The 16,331-nt window shown below is 36.0% G+C and carries 16 protein-coding genes; 10 read left to right on the top strand and 6 right to left on the bottom strand.

Annotation, left to right across the window (positions count from 1 at the left end):
* Positions 1-210 precede the first annotated feature (210 nt).
* Positions 211-1,263: a glutamine synthetase beta-grasp domain-containing protein gene (locus LK994_RS03035; RefSeq protein WP_229761411.1), complete on the top strand. Its 1,053-nt coding sequence runs from the start codon at positions 211-213 to the stop codon at positions 1,261-1,263.
* 119 nt (positions 1,264-1,382) lie between these two features.
* Positions 1,383-2,078 carry a zinc metallopeptidase gene (locus LK994_RS03030; protein WP_229761410.1) on the top strand — a complete coding sequence of 232 codons (696 nt, stop codon included), beginning with the start codon at positions 1,383-1,385 and terminating at the stop codon, positions 2,076-2,078.
* Positions 2,079-2,147: 69 nt separating this feature from the next.
* Here the strand turns inward: LK994_RS03030 and LK994_RS03025 are convergent, their stop codons facing one another.
* The 4 genes from LK994_RS03025 to LK994_RS03005 form a co-directional block, all read right to left on the bottom strand.
* Positions 2,148-2,708 (bottom strand): hypothetical protein, encoded by a 561-nt coding sequence (locus LK994_RS03025; protein WP_229761409.1) that lies wholly within the window; start codon positions 2,706-2,708, stop codon positions 2,148-2,150.
* 180 nt (positions 2,709-2,888) lie between these two features.
* Positions 2,889-4,436: an Rne/Rng family ribonuclease gene (locus LK994_RS03020; protein WP_229761408.1), complete on the bottom strand. Its 1,548-nt coding sequence runs from the start codon at positions 4,434-4,436 to the stop codon at positions 2,889-2,891.
* Positions 4,437-4,734: 298 nt separating this feature from the next.
* Positions 4,735-5,586, bottom strand: a complete 852-nt coding sequence (locus LK994_RS03010; RefSeq protein WP_229761407.1) for a tetratricopeptide repeat protein — start codon at positions 5,584-5,586, stop codon at positions 4,735-4,737.
* 27 nt (positions 5,587-5,613) lie between these two features.
* A complete protein-coding gene (locus LK994_RS03005; protein WP_229761406.1) occupies positions 5,614-5,922 on the bottom strand; it encodes an HU family DNA-binding protein in 309 nt (102 codons plus the stop codon).
* Positions 5,923-6,127: 205 nt separating this feature from the next.
* Between LK994_RS03005 and mutY the strand changes: the two genes are divergently transcribed.
* From mutY to gldD, 4 genes are read left to right on the top strand one after another with little or no spacing between them, the layout of a single operon-like run.
* Positions 6,128-7,210 (top strand): A/G-specific adenine glycosylase, encoded by a 1,083-nt coding sequence (gene mutY / locus LK994_RS03000; RefSeq protein ID WP_317206740.1) that lies wholly within the window; start codon positions 6,128-6,130, stop codon positions 7,208-7,210.
* A 34-nt stretch (positions 7,211-7,244) separates the two neighbouring features.
* Positions 7,245-7,670 carry a single-stranded DNA-binding protein gene (locus LK994_RS02995; protein ID WP_229761405.1) on the top strand — a complete coding sequence of 142 codons (426 nt, stop codon included), beginning with the start codon at positions 7,245-7,247 and terminating at the stop codon, positions 7,668-7,670.
* Between the two features lie 29 nt (positions 7,671-7,699).
* The gene (gldE, locus tag LK994_RS02990; protein ID WP_229761404.1) at positions 7,700-9,043 is read left to right on the top strand and encodes a gliding motility-associated protein GldE; all 1,344 of its coding nucleotides are present in this window, start codon (positions 7,700-7,702) and stop codon (positions 9,041-9,043) included.
* 13 nt (positions 9,044-9,056) lie between these two features.
* On the top strand, positions 9,057-9,761 hold the full coding sequence (gldD, locus tag LK994_RS02985) for a gliding motility lipoprotein GldD (protein ID WP_229761403.1): 705 nt from the start codon (positions 9,057-9,059) through the stop codon (positions 9,759-9,761).
* 1 nt (position 9,762) lies between these two features.
* Here gldD and LK994_RS02980 read toward each other — a convergent pair whose 3' ends face one another.
* Positions 9,763-10,167: a hypothetical protein gene (locus LK994_RS02980; protein ID WP_229761402.1), complete on the bottom strand. Its 405-nt coding sequence runs from the start codon at positions 10,165-10,167 to the stop codon at positions 9,763-9,765.
* 71 nt (positions 10,168-10,238) lie between these two features.
* Positions 10,239-10,925, bottom strand: a complete 687-nt coding sequence (locus tag LK994_RS02975; protein ID WP_229761401.1) for a DUF2306 domain-containing protein — start codon at positions 10,923-10,925, stop codon at positions 10,239-10,241.
* A 129-nt stretch (positions 10,926-11,054) separates the two neighbouring features.
* Between LK994_RS02975 and LK994_RS02970 the strand changes: the two genes are divergently transcribed.
* The 4 genes from LK994_RS02970 (at position 11,055) to nadB (ending at position 16,234) form a co-directional block, all read left to right on the top strand.
* Positions 11,055-11,633, top strand: coding sequence for a DUF3109 family protein (locus LK994_RS02970; protein ID WP_229761400.1), 579 nt, complete (start codon positions 11,055-11,057; stop codon positions 11,631-11,633).
* Positions 11,634-11,665: 32 nt separating this feature from the next.
* The gene (gene blaOXA / locus LK994_RS02965; protein ID WP_229761399.1) at positions 11,666-12,484 is read left to right on the top strand and encodes a class D beta-lactamase; all 819 of its coding nucleotides are present in this window, start codon (positions 11,666-11,668) and stop codon (positions 12,482-12,484) included.
* A 30-nt stretch (positions 12,485-12,514) separates the two neighbouring features.
* Positions 12,515-14,497 (top strand): (E)-4-hydroxy-3-methylbut-2-enyl-diphosphate synthase, encoded by a 1,983-nt coding sequence (gene ispG / locus LK994_RS02960; protein ID WP_229761398.1) that lies wholly within the window; start codon positions 12,515-12,517, stop codon positions 14,495-14,497.
* Between the two features lie 135 nt (positions 14,498-14,632).
* Positions 14,633-16,234: an L-aspartate oxidase gene (nadB, locus tag LK994_RS02955; RefSeq protein WP_229761397.1), complete on the top strand. Its 1,602-nt coding sequence runs from the start codon at positions 14,633-14,635 to the stop codon at positions 16,232-16,234.
* Positions 16,235-16,331 lie beyond the last annotated feature (97 nt).

Genomic DNA, 16,331 nt, shown 5'->3' with positions numbered 1-16,331 from the left:
TTTTTTTTTTGGCGCATTAACAAATAAAAAACATATTTTTTTAAACAATATCCATTTTTTTAGAAGAAAATTTTTTATTTTCGCATTGTCGAACTTTAAAACGTAAAGGTATTGCCTGAAGCCCTCCAGCAGAGGGTAATGCCTTATTTAAAAGCAAGTGGAGAGTGATTGATTTGACAAAATGCAACTTTTTAACTTAAAATAATCAATATGTCATCCTCAAAATTAGAGTACATCTGGCTTGATGGTTATCAACCTATCCAAAGCTTACGCAGCAAAACAAAAATTGAAAAAGATTTTTCAGGCAAATTAGAAGATTGCCCAATGTGGTGTTTTGACGGCTCTTCTACAGAGCAGGCACCAGGCGGTTCTTCAGATTGTCTATTGAAACCTGTTTACATAGCAAAGGATCCACAACGCAAAAATGGTTACCTGGTAATGTGTGAAGTATTGAATCCTGACGGATCAGCTCACGTAAGTAATGGCAGAGCGTTGATCAATGATGATGACAATGATTTTTGGTTTGGTTTCGAACAGGAATACTTCCTTTGGAATCCAGAAACAAACAAACCAATCGGTTTTCCTGATGGAGGATACCCTCGTCCGCAAGGACCATACTACTGTTCAGTAGGAGCAAAAAATGCTTATGGCCGTGACATGGTGGAAGAACATTTAGATGTTTGTCTGGAAGCTGGTCTGAATGTTGAAGGTATCAATGCAGAGGTAGCTGCAGGCCAATGGGAATTCCAGATCTTCGCTAAAGGTGCAAAAGAAGCCGGCGACCAAATTTGGATAGCACGCTATTTATTAGAAAGAATAGGCGAAAAATATGGTATCTCTATCAATTGGGAATGTAAACCATTAGGTAGCCTTGATTGGAACGGAAGTGGTATGCACGCTAACTTCTCTAATACTACTTTAAGAACTTGCGGAAGCCGTGAAGTATTTGAGCAAATCTGCGAAGCTTTCAGACCTTATGTTAAAGAACATATCGCTGTATATGGCCCGGACAATCATCTTCGTTTAACCGGTAAACACGAAACTGCTGCTATCGACGAATTTAAATTCGGGGTATCAGATAGAGGAGCTTCTATCAGAATTCCTATCGGAAGTGTTGAAAGAGGTTGGAAAGGTTGGTTAGAAGACCGTCGTCCAAACAGCGCTGCAGATCCATATAAAGTGGCTGCACGTATTATTAAAACTGTAAAAACAGCTCCTGTTGCTTCTCTGAACGGAAAAGCTAAAGCTGAGGCAATGGCGTAATAAATTTTGAATAGTTCTAAAAAGGGAAGAAATTTTTCTTCCCTTTTTTTTGTCTTTTTGTCAGCAATAAAAATTGGCGCATAGTTTGTAATTTTAAAGAATAAATAAAAATTGCAACTATGACAATGGGAATTATGGCGATATCAGTAGTATTTATGCTGATTGGTATGTTTGTTCAATTCAGATTAAAAAGTAAGTTTAAACAATACACAGATGTGCCTACTTCATCGAGAATGAGTGGTAAAGAAGTAGCTCAAAAAATGCTGAGAGACAATGGCATTTACGATGTGGATGTTGTATCAGTTCCCGGATTTTTGTCAGATCATTATGATCCGACTAAAAAAACGGTCAATCTTAGTCCGGATGTGTTTGAAGGGAGAAATGTAGCTGCAGCCGCTGTGGCGGCGCATGAATGCGGACATGCAGTACAACATGCAACGGCGTATTCGATGTTGCAATTGAGAAGTAAGTTAGTGCCTGTAACCCAGATTAGCACTAATCTTTCTCAATGGGTAATTCTTGCAGGTATTGGTTTCATGGGTTTTGGCGGTGGCAATCAAACCATACTGTTAATTGGTATTGTACTGTTTGCAGTATCAACTTTATTTACTGTTGTTACTTTACCGGTTGAATTTGATGCATCGGCAAGAGCTTTGAAATGGTTGAATACTGCCAATATAACAACCAGTGATGAAGATGCAAAAGCTAAAGATGCGTTAAAATGGGCTGCGTTGACTTACGTTGTGGCTGCACTTTCCTCTATTGCTATGTTGGTGTATTATATAATGATCTATAATGGACGAAGCAGAGATTAATTTAAGTAATTAGATACAAGAAAGGGTTACAATTGCTGTAACCCTTTCTTATATAATCAATTTTAAAAACTATTTTGTTTTGATCACTTTAGTAACAACACTTCTTTTAAGATCGTTTCCGTAATCGGCTACATTGGTAGCAACAACAGCAACATTAAATCTTCCTGTAGCTACTGCAGCATAGTTATAACTAAAAACACTATCAGTAAAATACATACCACCGCCGAATGTTGTGGTCACATCGTCTTTATATTGATGGCCAAGATCACCTGTATAAATTACCCGGTAATTTGAAGGGGTTCCGCAATATTTAAAGAATACACGTTGCTTGTATACTGGAGTTGAGTCAGCTAAAGTCACTAAAAAATCGGCAGCATTTATTTTTATTACGCTATCTACTCTTACATGATTTATAGAATCCATTTTGCTGAATAAGTATGCACTATCTATCAAATATTGTGATGAATGACTTAATATCTCTCTTACTTTTGCGGTATCAGCATTCTTTACTTTTACAGAGTCTATAATTGCAGCGGTAAAACAAACTTCTGGAGAGGAAGCGGATTCTTTTTTACATGCCCAAAGAAGTAATGTACAGGCAACAATAACCGAAAGGAATATTTTTTTCATTTTATGGCAATTTAATTATTTTACGAAAAACAAATTTAAATGAATTGATTCTTAAAGATGCATAAAATTGCAAGTGAATAGGCCATCTCGTTAAAATTTCTATGCAAACGTTCCCAATAGGAAAGCTGTTTGATAGCTAATTTACATAAAAAGAAACCCTGAAATTTTCAGGGTTTCTTTTTATAGCTTTATCTCATCATAATTATTATCGAAGAAATGAAATTCTGTGAGATGATAATTACTGTTTGCTTTTAGTTTTATAGTTTGTTTGTATTTCCAGCTCCACCTGCGGCGTTTGCTTGGGAAACCTTTTGTGAGGTATGCAAATAAGATGGGATGTACCTCTACTGTTAAACCCTTATGTTTTTGCATGATAAGATAGCTCAGATTTTTTTCTATCTCATCTTCTAATACCAGTGTAGAAGAAATTTTTCCTGTGCCATTGCAACTCGGACAAACTTCGCTGGTATTAATATTCATTTCAGGTTTCATGCGCTGACGTGTAACCTGCATCAAACCAAATTTGCTGATAGGCAATACAGCATGTTTTGCTCTGTCGGTACGCATAAACTCTTCCATTGCATCAGCAAGGCGTTTACGATTGTCCATCAGTTTCATATCGATGAAATCTACAACAATAATGCCGCCCAGATCTCTCAGTCTCATTTGTCTTGCAATTTCTTCGGCCGCTTCCAAATTGGTCTCCAGGGCATTTTGTTCCTGATTATTACTTACACTTTTATATCCACTGTTTACATCTATTACGTGTAATGCTTCAGTATGTTCTATGATAAGGTAAGCACCACTTGGGAGATTGACTGTTTTACCAAAAGAAGACTTTACTTGCTTGGTAATACCAAAACTATCGAAAATGGGAGAGCCGTTATTGTAGTAAGTAACGATGTCAACTTTCTCAGGCGCTATTCGCTGGATATAATTTTTTGTATCATTGAAAATGTTTTTATCATTTACTACAATACGATTAAAATCTTCGTTTAACAGATCACGAAGCATACTGGTAGCTTTGGCCTGCTCACTTAATATTTTTGCTGGAGGCACCGCTCCGTTTAGATTTTTCTGAATTGTTTTCCAGGTGTTTACCAATGACAAAAGATCATCGTGTAATTCGGCTGTGTTTTTTCCTTCCGCTGCTGTACGAACAATTACACCAAAATTCTTTGGTTTGATCGCTTCAATTATTTTATGTAATCTTTTTCTTTCTTCGGCACTATGTATCTTACGGGAAACAGCGATAATGTCATTAAAAGGAGTGATGACAACAAATCTTCCGGGAAGAGATAATTCGCAACTAAGGCGAGGACCTTTTGCGGCAATCGGCTCTTTTAAGATCTGAACCAATACATTAGGCTTGCCGCTTAAAACTTCGGCAATTTTACCTGTCTTAACAATTTCCGGCTCTACTGTAAACTTTCCAAAATCTAAACCACCTTCACTTTTATCGGCAATGGAAAGATTCGTGAATTTTAATATGGATCTTACATATGGACTTAGATCAGTATAATGTAAAAAGGCATCTTTTTCAAAACCTACATCTATAAAGGCCGCATTTAAACCCGGGATCAGTTTTTTTACTTTTCCAAGATATAGGTCTCCCACAGCAAAGTTTGCATCAGCTTTTTCATTGTGCAACTCCACTAATTTCTTGTCCTCCATCAAAGCGATCTCTACGCCCTGAGGTGCAACATTTATAATCAATTCCTTTGTCAAAGCGTAATACTTTTAAGTAGACGTATACATCACGGAAGGATAACATTAACATACAGCATATACGAATGGGTACCAAAAATTGGCAAACAATCGTGTATGCTGATAAATGTGTGCCGGCGTGGGATATGCCGGCACCTGCTATAAAAAGAAATTAATTATTTCTTCTTATGACGGTTCTTTCTTAAACGCTTTTTACGCTTGTGAGTAGCTATTTTATGACGTTTTCTTTTTTTACCACAAGGCATATCCTAGTCTTTTTGTTGTTGAAAAATAATTTTTATAATCAGTTTCTTGATTTCTACTTCAATTGTTTAATCCTTTCATCTACCTCTTTGCTATAATGTGGATTATTTACAATTCTTTTACTTATTTGATACCATTTCAGCGCATTCTGTTTATCTCCTTTTCCGGCATAAGCATCTGCTAACCATGATATAGCTTCGGCATTATCGGGTTGGTTATTAACTACAATATTTAAACGATTGATCGCTTTATCGTATTGAGTAGAAATTACACCGCCGATTCCTAATACTAACTGTGCCTCCATATTGGTACTATCTCTTTTAACCACTTGCAATAACTCTTGTATACCTTTCATGGTTTCCTGAGCTTCGCCTGCCATCCCCTTACCAAATACGTAGCAACTTCCCTTTCCAACTTTTAAATTGTCGTTGTTGGGATTTAGTACTATTGCCTTATCAAATAACTCTATTGCCTGTTCGGCTTTCCAACCTCTTTTAGCTATATCCTGCTCGTTGCGCAAGCTAGCCAACATCAATTGGGCTGCAAAGGTGAGGTTTTTTTCAGAATTTACCAACTTTGCACTCTCTGAAGTATAAAATAAATGTAAGTCATGGTCATGAACGGAATCTTCCCAGAAGCCGGCCAAGGCATCAAGGTTTTTAATTTGCAGCTCTTTTACATCACCCCTGGACACACCATTTTCTATTTTGTCCAGATAATCAACCTGATACAAAGGGAGTTTTTGCTTTGCAGACTTAATTAGGTCGGCAACTGCAAACTTAGGCACGCCAAGATTGGCAGGCATACCTGCAACGGGTTCTTTTTTTGCGACCGTTTTGCCAAAAATGAATAAAATCACCAAAAGGCATAGGCCTCCTGCAGCAAGAAATATTTGTTGTTTTTTCACAAAGAGAAATTGAGCGGCAAAGGTAGGCTAATCCTCACTTATTGGCGTATCTTCTATTTTCTTATTTTTTACTTCCTGAACAAATTCTTTCGCAGGTTTAAAGGCGGGGATATAGTGTTCCGGAATTTCTACTGCAATATTTTTCTTAATATTTCGTCCGATCTTTGCGGCTCTTTTTTTCGTTATAAAGCTGCCAAAGCCACGTATGTATATGTTCTCTCCGGCTATCAGAGATTGCTTTATTTCTTTGAACATTGTTTCAAGGCTTACCAATACATCAACTTTTGGTATGCCGGTTTTTTCTGAAATTTGATTGATTAGGTCTGCTTTTCTCATGGCTAGGAAATTTAAGTATATAATGGTACACGAAAAGTAAAACAAATAAATGAAAAATGCAACACTAATCATTGATAATCAGTACTTAGCAGCAATATTTATATTTTTTGAATATCTTTTTTGCGGTAATAAATTGATAATCAATAACTTGTAGTTTTGATATATTTATTGTGGATGGATATTTAATTTATAAGAAATTTGAAAAATGATGGCTATCAATACTAATAAGCGTTATTTCAGTAAAGCACTGCTAAAGTGGAACGAGGAAGCAAATGATCGGGAAATGCCCTGGAAAGGAGAAAAAGACCCATATAAAATATGGTTAAGTGAAATTATTTTGCAGCAAACAAGGGTAGATCAAGGCTTAAACTATTATAATCGGTTTGTAAAAACATTTCCTACTATCAACCAATTGGCAAAAGCCCCTGAAACAAAAGTTTTTAAGCTTTGGGAAGGATTGGGCTATTATAGCCGTTGTAAAAATTTAATAGCAACCGCAAAATATATTTCTACAGAGCTAAAAGGAAAATTTCCGGATAAATATGAAGATATCTTATCGTTGAAAGGTGTTGGTCCTTATACGGCTGCAGCAATTGGTTCATTTGCATTTAATTTACCTCATGCTGTTGTAGATGGTAATGTGTTTAGGGTATTGTCGAGATATTTTAATATTGATACACCAATAGATTCGAACGATGGTAAAAAAATATTTACACAATTAGCTGATGATTTACTTGATAAAAAACTTCCTGGAATATACAATCAGGCCTTGATGGATTTTGGCGCAACCGTATGTAAGCCGCAGCAACCATTATGTGGTGAATGTGTCTTGAGATCCGCCTGTGAAGCGTATTTGAAGGGGACAGTCAATTTATTACCAATTAAAGAAAAGTCAATTATAAAAAAAGAAAGATGGTTATATTATTTTATTATTGAGCATAAAGGAAAGGTATTTGTTCGTAAAAGACCTGCTAATGACATATGGGAAAATCTATACGAATTTGTATTGCTCGAAAATAATTCAGCATTGTCAGAAGAAGAACTGCAGTCGTCAACTTATCTAAAGAAAAAAATAGGGGAAGCCTTCAAAATAATTCAAATTTCAAAAGAACATAGACAATTACTTACCCATCAAACGATAAAAGGGAGATTTATCCATGTGGAATTAGGGAAGCCGTTACCGTTAGAAGGCTATTATACCGTATCAAAAGCTGAGATCAAAAAGCTCCCATTCCCAAAATTTATCACTTTATATTTAAAAGATAAAAACGTATCTTTAAATTTGTGATACCGCAATAGCAAACAATATTAAACAAAACACTATGAGAGGTGTAAACAGAGTAATGTTGATTGGCAATTTGGGAAAAGATCCTGATATGCAATTTTTAGAAGGCAATATTGGTGTAGCAAAGTTTTCGTTAGCTACTACCGAAACCTATAAAGACAGGAGTGGTAAACTGGTATCACAAACAGAATGGCATACGGTGGTGTTATGGAGAGGGCTTGCAGAGTTGGCGCAAAAATATTTGCATAAAGGGAGTTTGGTGTATATAGAAGGAAGATTAAAAACACGTAGTTGGGAAGATAAAGAGGGGAACAAAAAATTTGCTACAGAAGTTGTTGGCGATAATTTAATCATGTTGGATAAAAGAACAGACGGAAGTATTCCGGGACACGAAGGAATAGAAGGAGAACATGGAGGGGATATTCCTCCTGCAGACGATGCTCCAGAGAGATTACCTTTTTAAATTAATATTGCTCACTAACATTTACAGTTTTGGATTATCATTCGGTCATTAATTTTTCACAGTACTTTACATTTTTAGCAATAACGCCTGCAGCATCAGCGGTGCTTATATTTTTGGCTGTGGTATTATCTACTATCTCATTTTTGATTGCAGGTTCTGAGGTTGCTTTCTTTTCACTTACCTATAAGGATATCAATATGCTTAAAACCAAGCAGCAGCCTTCTTTCAGGCGTATTGTAACCTTGCTTGAGCAACCTAAAATTTTATTGGCCTCGATGTTGATTGCCAATAGTTTTGTAAATATTGGTATTATTCTTATCGCAAATATTTTGATGGATGGTTGGTTAGAAGTATTTCATCTTAGTTTCTGGCTTAGCTTTTTAATAAAAGTTGCTACTGTTACTTTTTTGATTGTGTTATTTGGAGAAGTGTTACCTAAAGTTTGGGCAACACATCATAAAGTTTGGTTTGCATCTACTGCATCATTGATAGTGGAGATTTCAAATAGTTTATTTTATCGTTTCAGTAAACGGATGGTTGGGTATAGTGATAATATTGAAAAGAAATTTACATCTGCTAATTCATCAATGCTGGATAACAGCGAGCTGGATTATGCGATTGATCTGTTGCCCGAACATGAAGCTACAATAGAAGAAAAGCAGATACTGAAAGGGATCAGAAAATTTGGTGACACAACTGTAAAGCAGGTGATGCGGACACGCCTGGACGTAAGCGGAATTGAGCATACATGTACTTTTGAAGATGTGATAAAACAAGTAGAAGAGTTACATTACTCCCGGTTACCGGTATATAAAAATAATTTAGATGAGATACTAGGCGTGCTGCACACGAAAGACCTGTTGCCTTTCATTAATGCTTCCAAGCCCGATAATTACGATTGGCATAGTTTGATGCGGCATCCGTATTTTGTTCATGAACAAAAACTGATCGAAGATCTTTTGCAGGAATTCAGAAACAGAAGAATGCATTTTGCAGTAGTGGTAGATGAATTTGGGGGTACTTCCGGTATTGTTACGCTGGAAGATATCATGGAGGAAATTATCGGTGATATTAAAGATGAGTTTGATGATGAAGAAAGTGTCAATAAAAAAATTGATGAATACAATTATATTTTTGAGGGTAAGACAATGATAAATGATGTATGTAAAGCAATGAATTTGCCGATGGATACATTTGATGTTGTAAGAGGCGATAGCGATTCTCTTGCAGGATTGGTATTAGAGATTGCCGGAGAATTTCCGCAGATAAACGAAGAGGTTGTAAGCGGTGATTTTGTTTTTATTCCTTTAGAAATAAATAAGAATAGAATTGATAAAGTACAAATTACCATACGGGAAAGAACTGCACAATAATTTTATAGATCCAATGAATTCATACACAGAAAATAATCCCGTCAGTAAAAATAGATCTTGCTCATCAATTGCCTATTGTGTATTGACAATTGCTTATTGCTTGTTTTTAATAGCTTGCAATTCTCCATATGTTTCAAAAAAGCGAGGTTATTTTGCTATAGATTTGCCTCAAAGAAGTTATCAGAAATTTGATCGGACTGGGTTTCCTTATACATTTGAATATCCTTCGTATGCACAAATCATCCAGGACAGTACTTACTTTGACGCCACTCCGGAAAATCCCTACTGGATAAATGTTGATTTTCCGCAGTTCAAGGGGCGTGTGTTTTTGAGTTATAAGATAATTGGAGGGAAAGCTTTGTATAAAGTAAAAGATGCCCGTGGTGTTTACAAAGATTCTACTGCCATCAATCAATTTGATAAGATGGTGAATGATGCTTTTAATCTTACCAACAAGAATGATGTAGCTGCTACATCGATCCGGGATAGTCTTATTCATACCTCTAATGGTGTAAGTGGTGTTTTCTTTAAAGTAGGAGGTAATGCAGCTACAGCTAAACAGTTTTTCTTAAGCGATACTACAAAAAATTTCATACGTGGTGCACTCTATTTTGAAGTAACACCAAATGTTGACTCTTTGAAACCTGTGCAGGATTTCTTACAGAAAGACCTGGAACACATCATCAATACCTTTCAATGGAAAAATAACCAGCAATAGGTCATTGCTCAAACAATTCAGTTTCAGTTTTTGTAAGGGTGTCTGTTATCACAGGTAGCTTAGCTCTCGAAAAATTTTCGAGATTTATTTTTCTATTATTTACGGTCTTAGTTGCTCTGGTAGATTTTTTAGCTGCAGGTTCTTTCTTTTTTTCTTTGACTTCAGCTAAAGAAACAGGTTTGCTTACTGAAGAGGTCTCTTCATTTAAAGAAGTCGGCTCTTCAATTTTGCCTCTTGAATACTCTTCTGTGGTAATTGTTCTTTCTGCATTTTTTAATGTAGAAGGCTCAGTTTCTTTATACAGATTTTTGAGTGTTCCTTTCTTTTCAGTTTGATAATAATCTGCAACACCATATACAGATGCTACAGAGAAAAGGCTTATGCCTGCATAGATAATTGCTTTCATATTTTTATTTTAATTTTTATAACACGAATTTTTTATCCTGATTTTTGTGATCCATTTTAATTGGACAAAAGTCAATTCGTATAATTGATTTTAAATGTGTTTAAATAGTTTTTGCTTTTTCTAAAAATAAAATATTCAGCTACCAGCATATTTCCCAGCACACTTATCCATAAGGATATTTCGTAATTGTGTAAATGATCTACTCCGTAATAGTAAAAAAGTATGTGATAAATTCTGAAAGTAACGGCAGTCATTGCCATACTATAACTTCGAATCATCCAATTTTTATGCGCCAGTACATTTTTTTGTTTGATCAGCTGCAATCCTTTTACTGTGCTGTACATCCAGTACATAGCCATAAACATGAATAATGTTCTTTCCCAAAAACTCCCTTTGGCAAAAAAACTCATATATAATCCGGTTGGAGCTCCCAACACGATCACTACAAAGACATAAATCTTCCCCATCCAGATATGGATACTTTTTCTCTTTTTTAAAATATAAGATGAGAATTGTGTAAGTGCGGCGATAATGCAGAACATTCCGGCAAAAATGTGCGTATAAAAACTGTATTTATAAATAGGTTTCAGAAAAAGGATCGCTCTTTCTTCAATAAAGCTGAAATGTTGACTAAAAGAGAAATATGGTATTGTGTTCTTTACCAATAACAAACTAAAAAAAACTACAGGTATCCAGAAAAGAGCGGTAAAAAAATAGCGAACACTGCTTTGAAGGGTTAGTTGGCGTGAGTTGGGCATAAAGGCTGGTTTGTGGGTATATGATTTGAAGGCTGGTTGAATTTCATAAATAATTCCGTTAGAAATTTGTTAAAGGCTTTAATTGAACTTGCTGCCAATGTAATAAGCGAATGTTTTAACTTTGCGTTAATGATCGCAATTGATAATATACTGGTAAGTGATGAAATCGTGGAGGAGCAGTTTGTTTGTGACCTTAATAAATGTAAGGGTGGCTGTTGTGTGGACGGCGATGCCGGAGCTCCTTTAAATAACGACGAGTTGAAAGAAATCGACAGTGTCTACGAGGCTGTATTGCCTTATTTAAGTGAGGAAAATGTACGAGAGCTTAAACGCCAGGGAAAATATGTATATGATAAGGAATTTGGCTGGGTAACTCCTACCATTGAAAGTAAGATTTGTGTTTATGGGATCGTGGATTCAAATGGAGTTGTAAAATGTGGAATAGAGCAAGCATATAATGATGGTAAAGTGCAATGGAAAAAGCCGATCAGTTGTCATCTGTTTCCTATCAGGATCAAACAAAGTAAAAATAAAAAAACTGAGTATGTGAACTACGAGCCCCGGGAAGACCTATGCAGTGCGGCTTGTAGTCTTGGAAAAAAATTAAAAGTCCCGGTGTACGTTTTTTTAAAAGATGCCATCATAAGAAAATACGGAACTGAATTCTACGAAACATTAGAGGCAACGGCTAAACATTTAAAACCATAAACTCAAGCCTTAAAGGCTTTAATACTTTTAGAATGAAACGAATCCTGACTTTCTTATTCCTTATTTCCTGTTCTTTATTGCTTATTACCTCTTGTTCGGTAAACAGAGCAAAAATTGACGATAGTCTTAAAAAATATTTTGATGAAAATAAAGTAGATGGTTGTTTTACCATGTTCAGCAATAGTAGTGGTAAAGTAACGGTGTATAATATGCGGTTAGATACAATGCGTTTTTTACCTGCATCTACTTTCAAAATAGTGAATGCGTTAGTTGGTATTGAAACAGGAAGAATCACGGATGAAAAAATGATCATAAAATGGGATGGCGTAAAACGTCCTGTTGAAGAGTGGAATAAGGACCTGACAATGGAAGAAGCTTTTAAAGTAAGCAGCGTTCCTTATTTTCAGGAAGTAGCAAGAAAAATAGGAAAGGATACCATGCAACATTGGTTGGATACTTTAAATTACGGGACAAGAAAAATCACTACCCAAATTGATAGTTTCTGGCTTGATAATAGTTTGAAAATTTCTCCGGATGAACAATTAGGGTTGGTAAAACGTTTGTATTTTGATCAACTGCCTTTTCAAAAACGTACTCAGCAAATAGTTCGTGATGCCATGGTGCAGGAGGATAATACATTGTATAAATTATCCTACAAAAGCGGCTGGGGAGTTGATGAACAAAAAACAAATATCGGCTGGTTGGTTGGTTGGATAGAAGAAAATAAACATCCTTATTTTTTTGCTTTATTGGTTAAATCACCTGATGCTAATATTGACATGCAAAAAGTAAGAGAGAATATCATAAAGGGAATATTAAAACAGTTGGGCTTTTTAGAAGGCAAGATGTAATATCAATCTATTTTTATTTGTCGTTAAATTATGCAATTTTATACAGAATCATTAACTGAATATAAACGTCTTAAAACACGGGAGGTAAAAATTGGCAATTTACTTTTAGGGAATGGTCATCCTATTCGTGTGCAAACAATGACCACAACAGATACGATGGATACCATTGCCACAGTAGAGCAATCCATACGTTGTATCGAAGCCGGGGCTGAGTTGGTTCGTATTACAGCACCCTCCAAAAAAGAAGCAGAAAATTTATTGAATATAAAAAATGAATTACGCAAGCGAGGATATAATACCCCGCTGGTTGCAGATATTCATTTTACTCCTAATGCTGCAGAGATAGCCGCCACTATTGTAGAGAAGGTGAGAGTAAATCCGGGCAACTATGTTGATAAGAAGAAATTTGAACAAATCGAATATACCGATGCTGAGTACGCTGAAGAAATAGAAAGAATAAGAGAGCGCTTTACTCCATTAGTTAAAATTTGTAAAGAGCATGGTACGGCTATGCGTATTGGCACTAACCATGGAAGCTTGAGCGATAGAATTATGAGCCGCTATGGGGATACTGCTATGGGCATGGTAGAAAGTGCTATGGAATTTTTACGCATTGCCAGAAGCGAAGAGTATCACAATATTATTTTGAGTATGAAAAGCAGTAATCCATTGGTGATGGTACAGGCTTATCGATTGCTCATTAATCATATGATGGAGGAATTTGGAGAATGTTATCCATTACACCTTGGCGTAACCGAGGCCGGAGATGGAGAAGATGGAAGAATAAAAAGTGCGATCGGTATCGGAACATTATTGGAAGATGGTATTGGAGATACAATAAGAGTATCATTAACTGAAGATCCTGAATTTGAAATTCCGGTGTGTAAAGACCTGGTGAAACGATACAATGGCTTTCAACTTGCAACCCCCAACCTCCAACCTCCAACCTCCAACTTGCCTTATTCTCCGTTTGAATACAAAAGAAGAGAAACAACTGTTGTTTCAAATATTGGAGGAAAACATGTGCCGGTGGTGGTGGCAGATTTTATGTTAGCTGAAACGATTGTTCATAAAGACTTACAGGCGATTGGTTATACATATAATGAAATAACAGATAAATGGAATATAGGCGATGCTGCGGCTGATTACATTTATACAGCCAATAAGCTGATAGATTTTGCTTTGCCGGGTACATTGAAAATAATTTGTGATCATGCTACTTGGCTGACTCTTGACGATAAAGAAAAATATTTTCCATTATATCAAGGGGCAGCATTTTTAAAAGCTGATCAAAAATCTTCATTGATAAATTTTGTTGCAATTGATGCTTCAAATTTTGAAGGAGCTGTAACAGATGCAATAAAAAATGATTCAACAGTTGTGTTGTGTATTTATTCTTCAGTTAAAAATGCAATGCAATCTGTAAGAAAGCTGGTTGTGGATTTGATGAAACAAAAAATTAACTGTCCTGTTATATTAACAGTTGAAAGTAATGACACAAGTATTGATGAACAATTGATTCACTTCAGTGCAGAATCGGGTGCATTATTTTTAGATGGGATTGGTGATGGTATCTGGTTAATGAATGACCCGTCTAAACTGGAAGTAAAAAAAGTTTCTGGCAGAACGTATCTGGAAACAAAAAATAATCATCAGTTCATTAACAATACATCTTTCTCAATTCTACAAGCGGTACGTACAAGAATATCCAAAACAGAATATATCAGTTGTCCGAGTTGTGGCAGAACACTATTTGAATTGCAGGAAACAACCGCGAAGATCCGTGCGGTTACCAATCATTTGAAAGGATTGAAAATTGCCATTATGGGGTGTATTGTAAATGGTCCGGGGGAAATGGCAGATGCTGATTTTGGATATGTGGGCAGTGGCGTAGATAAGATCACTTTGTACAGAGGAAAAGAAGTAGTGAAAAGAAATATTGATAGTGCTATTGCGGTGGATGAATTGATAAATTTATTGAAAGAGAGTGGGGTTTGGGTGGAAGCAGGATAAGTTAAAAATCTAAAACAGTCTCTAACACTTTTGTTTTTGAATGTTAACTTTTGACTTTGATGAATAATGGTATACAGTACAAGTGAGTGACACAACGATGCTGAGAAATGGTATTCAGCTGGTAACAAAAAAATTATGAAAACAGACTTTTTAGTAATTGGAAGTGGTATTGCTGGATTGACCTATGCGCTTAAAGTTGCACAGGATTGTCCTGATAAAAAAGTAACCATTCTTACCAAAACACAGAGCGACGAAACTAATACTAAGTATGCTCAAGGTGGAATTGCCGGTGTGATGGATTTTGATAAAGACAGTTTTAATAAACATATTGAAGATACTTTGATTGCAGGCGATGGTTTGTGTAATAGAGAGGTGGTAGAGATCGTTGTTAAAGAAGGTGTAGAAAGAATAAAAGAAATAATAGAATGGGGGGCTCAGTTTGATAAAGAACCAGATGGGGATTTTAAATTAGGTAAAGAAGGAGGGCACAGTGAGTCGAGAATACTGCATCATAAAGATGTGACGGGAAAGGAAATGGAAAGGGCTTTGTTAGCAACGATAGCAAAAAAGAAAAATATAGAACTGATCACACATTGTTTTGTGTTGGATATCATCACTCAGCATCATCTTGGTTATTTGGTTACAAAATCAACTACTGATATAGAATGTTATGGCGTGTATGTATTGAATTTGGTTACCAATAAAATTGAAAAAATACTTTCTTCTACTACATTGTTGGCAACAGGTGGCAACGGCCAGGTTTACAGAACAACCACCAATCCTTCAATTGCTACAGGAGATGGTGTGGCAATGGTTTACAGAGCAAAAGGACGGATCGAGAATATGGAGTTTATTCAATTCCATCCTACAGCATTGTATGAACCGGGCGTGCTTGGACAAAACTTTTTGATCACAGAAGCAGTACGTGGAGATGGAGGGATTTTGCGGAATAATAAAGGTGAAGCTTTTATGGCACGCTATGATGAACGTAAGGATCTGGCTCCTCGTGATATTGTTGCCAGAGCAATCGATAATGAAATGAAAATAAACGGTACCGAATATGTTTATTTGGATTGCCGGCATTTTAGTAAAGAAAAATTTACAGAACACTTTCCTAACATTTATGAAAAATGTTTGAGCCTGGGAATTGATATTACAAAAGATATGATACCAGTAGCGCCGGCAGCTCATTATAGTTGCGGTGGTGTGAAAACAGATGAATGGGCCAGAACTTCCATTAAAAATTTATATGCAGCAGGTGAATGTGCCAGCACCGGATTGCATGGGGCTAATCGCTTAGCCAGCAATAGTTTGCTTGAAGCAATGGTATTTGCACATAGAGCATATCTGGACAGCGTAAAGAATGTTGAAAACAAAAAAACGCTTATAGCAGAAATACCTGACTGGAAAGCTGATGGAACATCTTTTCCAAAGGAGATGATCCTGATCACACAAAGTCTTAAAGAATTGAAGTTACTGATGAGTGATTATGTGGGGATCGTTCGTAATAATGAACGTTTACAAAGAGCAAACAGAAGATTGGATCTGTTGCATGAAGAAACAGAAGCTTTGTATGAAAAAACAGCAGTTTCACCTCAATTATGTGAACTGCGTAATATGATTACAGTTGCATATCTTATTGTAAAATCAGCAGAATTCAGACACGAGAGTGTGGGATTGCATTTTAACACTGATTATCCAGAAAAAAGCGATAAAATACAAAATATTGTATTGTAGTTTTTGTGGCAAATCATTGCTTTGTCGTGTCAGTTTCTGATATATTACTATACAGCATATCTTTGTGCCACAACGCAGCCTTTAATTTCAACGCATC

The sequence above is a fragment of the Ferruginibacter lapsinanis genome (assembly GCF_020783315.1).
Lineage (GTDB): Bacteria > Bacteroidota > Bacteroidia > Chitinophagales > Chitinophagaceae > Ferruginibacter > Ferruginibacter lapsinanis.
The sequence above is the reverse complement of the archived record's forward strand: the minus strand, read 5'-3'. Positions and strand labels throughout refer to the sequence as shown.